At 70.7% G+C, this 2,668-nt stretch carries 5 protein-coding genes; 4 read left to right on the top strand and 1 reads right to left on the bottom strand.

Annotated elements, in window-relative coordinates; genetic code table 11:
- Together AB0J09_RS61830 and AB0J09_RS61825 are read left to right on the top strand one after the other, a co-directional pair.
- A partial coding sequence (locus AB0J09_RS61830) for a hypothetical protein (RefSeq protein WP_360713439.1) occupies positions 1–254 on the top strand: 254 nt, incomplete at its 5' end.
- A gap of 22 nt (positions 255–276) precedes the next feature.
- On the top strand, positions 277–552 hold the full coding sequence (locus tag AB0J09_RS61825; RefSeq protein ID WP_360713437.1) for a hypothetical protein: 276 nt from the start codon (positions 277–279) through the stop codon (positions 550–552).
- On the opposite strand, the gene AB0J09_RS61820 is transcribed toward AB0J09_RS61825, so the two are convergent.
- A complete protein-coding gene (locus AB0J09_RS61820) occupies positions 515–1,144 on the bottom strand; it encodes a TetR/AcrR family transcriptional regulator (protein WP_360713435.1) in 630 nt (209 codons plus the stop codon). The two genes, AB0J09_RS61825 and AB0J09_RS61820, sit on opposite strands and share 38 nt — an antisense overlap.
- Positions 1,145–1,232: 88 nt before the next feature.
- Here AB0J09_RS61820 and AB0J09_RS61815 point away from each other — a divergent pair, with 88 nt between their 5' ends.
- Together AB0J09_RS61815 and AB0J09_RS61810 are read left to right on the top strand one after the other, a co-directional pair.
- Entirely contained in the window at positions 1,233–2,207 is a 975-nt protein-coding gene (locus tag AB0J09_RS61815) for an aldo/keto reductase (RefSeq protein WP_360713433.1), read from the top strand.
- 58 nt (positions 2,208–2,265) lie between these two features.
- Positions 2,266–2,668 (top strand): DUF429 domain-containing protein (locus AB0J09_RS61810; protein ID WP_360713431.1); only part of this gene is annotated, 403 nt, incomplete at its 3' end.

Genomic DNA, 2,668 nt, shown 5'->3' with positions numbered 1-2,668 from the left:
GGGATGAGCCGGCGACGGGCGGGCGTCCCCGTCGGTCGCCGTCAGGCGACCACCCCGGTCCGATACCGGCGCTCGATCGCGTCGGTGCCGTACCCGAGCTCGCGGAGCAGCGGCCGGGTGTGCTCGCCCCGGTCCGGGACCGGGCCCAGCCGGGCCTCGACGCCGACCTGGCCGAGCCGCTGAGCGAGAAGGACGGGAAAGAGCTCAGCCGTATCCTCGGCATCCTGGCGGCCGAAGCCGGCCTGCCCCGTTGATCTCGTCTCATATGGTGAGCCCATGTCCAGGTGCCCGAGGGTCTCGGGCCGGGCCTGGCGGCGTGATCTTGCGCTCCGTGTCACGGACCAGGTGGTGCACCAGCAGACCGGGCTCACACCGCTGAGCGTGTCAGCCGACCGCATCGGCCACGCCACCATGCGCTGCGCCGCCCCGCTGGCCGAGCTCGCACGGCGGGGCCGCCCGGTCGACCGGGCGGCCGGGAGCGGGCCGCATCAGCCCTCGGTCTGGTGGCGGGCCGTCAGCGGGCGTCGCGCAGGCGCAGGAGACGCCCGGTGATGTGGTCGCGGGCCGCGGTGACGGCGCGGGCTGCGTGATCGTCGACGTCTTGCGGCGGGCGGGTGCCGTTGAAGAGCAGGCTGGCGTAGCCGTGCGTGGTGGACAGGTGCACGTAGACGAAGTCGGCGGTGTCGGCCCAGGAGGTGTCGGTGGGCAGCACGTCCGAGGCCAGGCGCATGAGTACGGCCGTGAGGCGACGGCTCTGCTCCTGGATGGTCGGTCGGTTGGGCTCGGCGAAGTCGTAGGAGTAGAGGAGGTCGAGTCCGGCGCGGTGTTCCAGGACGTAGCGGGTGTAGGCGCCCGCGGTGGCGGCGAGCCGGTCCACGGGCTCGGGCCCGGCTCGTTCGGCCGCCTCGACGAGGAGGTCGGTGATGTCGCTGAGGATGGCGGCCGCGCAGGCGGCGAGCAGCGCCTCTCGATCGGGGAAGTGCCGGTACGGCGCGGCCGACGACACGCCTGCGCGGACGGCGACCTTCGCCACGGAGAAACCGGCGACGCCCGATTCGGCCAGGAGCGCGAGGCCCTCGCGGATCAGCTCGGCGCGCAGGTCGCCGTGGTGGTACCCGCGTTTCGGCGGCGTGGGACTGCTCACGGCGAACGATTCTCCCTCCCCTTCCGATGTTAGAGTACTCTTACTTAATGTTAGGGCTCTCTTACATCTACGGGAATGAGGACGTGTCATGGAACAACGGACTCTCGGACAGCAAGGGCTGTCGGTGTCGGCACTGGGATACGGCGCGATGGGCATCTCCCTGGCGTACGGGCCGTCGGATGAGAACGAGGGGGCCGCGACGATCCGCCGGGCCCACGAGCTGGGCGTGACGTTCTTCGACACGGCCGAGCTCTACGGGCAGGGTGAGAACGAGCGGATCGTCGGGGCCGCGCTTGCCTCGGTGCGCGACGAGGTCGTCATAGCGACCAAGTTCGGCTTCGACTTCACCGGCACCCGGGAGGGCGGGGTCGACAGCCGCCCCGAGCACATCCGCGAGGTCGTCGACAACAGCCTGCGTTACCTCGGCGTCGACGTCATCGACGTGCTCTACCAGCACCGGGTCGACCCCAACGTGCCGATCGAGGACGTGGCCGGGACGGTCAAGGAGTTCATCGACGCCGGCAAGGTCCGCTATTTCGGTTTGAGTGAGGCGGGGGAGACGACCATCCGCCGGGCGCACGCCGTACAGCCCGTCTCGGTCCTGCAGACCGAATACTCGCTGTTCGAGCGGGATGTCGAGATCCTCTTCCCCGTCCTGCGCGAGCTTGGGATTGGGTTCGTCCCCTATTCGCCACTCGGCCGCGGCTTCCTCACCAGCCAGGCCAAGCCCGGCGCCGAGTACGATCCCACCGACATGCGCAGCTGGGACGCCCGCTTCCAGCCCGGTAACTACGAGAAGAACCTGGAGGCCACCCGTCGGCTCGCCGACCTGGCCTCGACGAAGGACGCCACCGTCGCCCAGCTCGCCCTGGCCTGGCTCCTGGCCCAGGGCGAGGACATCGTTCCCATCCCCGGCACCCGCAGCATCGAGCGGCTGGAGGAGAACGTCGGCGCCGCCGGTCTCACCCTCGATGACACCGACCTGAAGCACATCGCCGAGATCCTCCCGACCGGCGGCTTCGGTGCCCGCTACCCGGAGGGCATGCTCCCCACCTGGGACTGACCCGCCCTGCGTCTGATCTCGTCTCATATGGTCCTTGGCGAGTCGGTATCGTGAGGGTGTGTTGACGGTCGGCGTCGATCTCGCCGCGGAGGCAGTGCGGACCGCGGTGGCCTGGCTCGACTGGTCGGCCGGCCGTGCCCGGCTCGTCCGGGTGGTGGTCGGGGCGGACGACGATGTGATCGTCGAGGCGGTGATGGGCGCGAGCAAGGCGGGGATCGACTGCCCGCTCGGCTGGCCCGACAGGTTCGTCGACTTCGTCACCGCCCACCGCGCCGGCCATGTCCAGGTGCCCGAGGGTCTCGCGGGCCGGGCCTGGCGGCGTGATCTTGCGCTCCGCGTCACGGACCAGGTTGTGCACCAGCAGACCGGGCTCACGCCGCTGAGCGTGTCAGCCGACCGCATCGGCCACGCCACCATGCGCTGCGCCGCTCTGCTGGCCGAGCTCGCACGGCGGGGCCGGC

It is taken from the genome of Nonomuraea sp. NPDC049784 (assembly GCF_040659615.1).
Classification (GTDB): Bacteria; Actinomycetota; Actinomycetes; order Streptosporangiales; family Streptosporangiaceae; genus Nonomuraea.
Note: the sequence above shows the minus strand (reverse complement) of the source record. Positions and strands in the feature narration are given on the sequence as shown.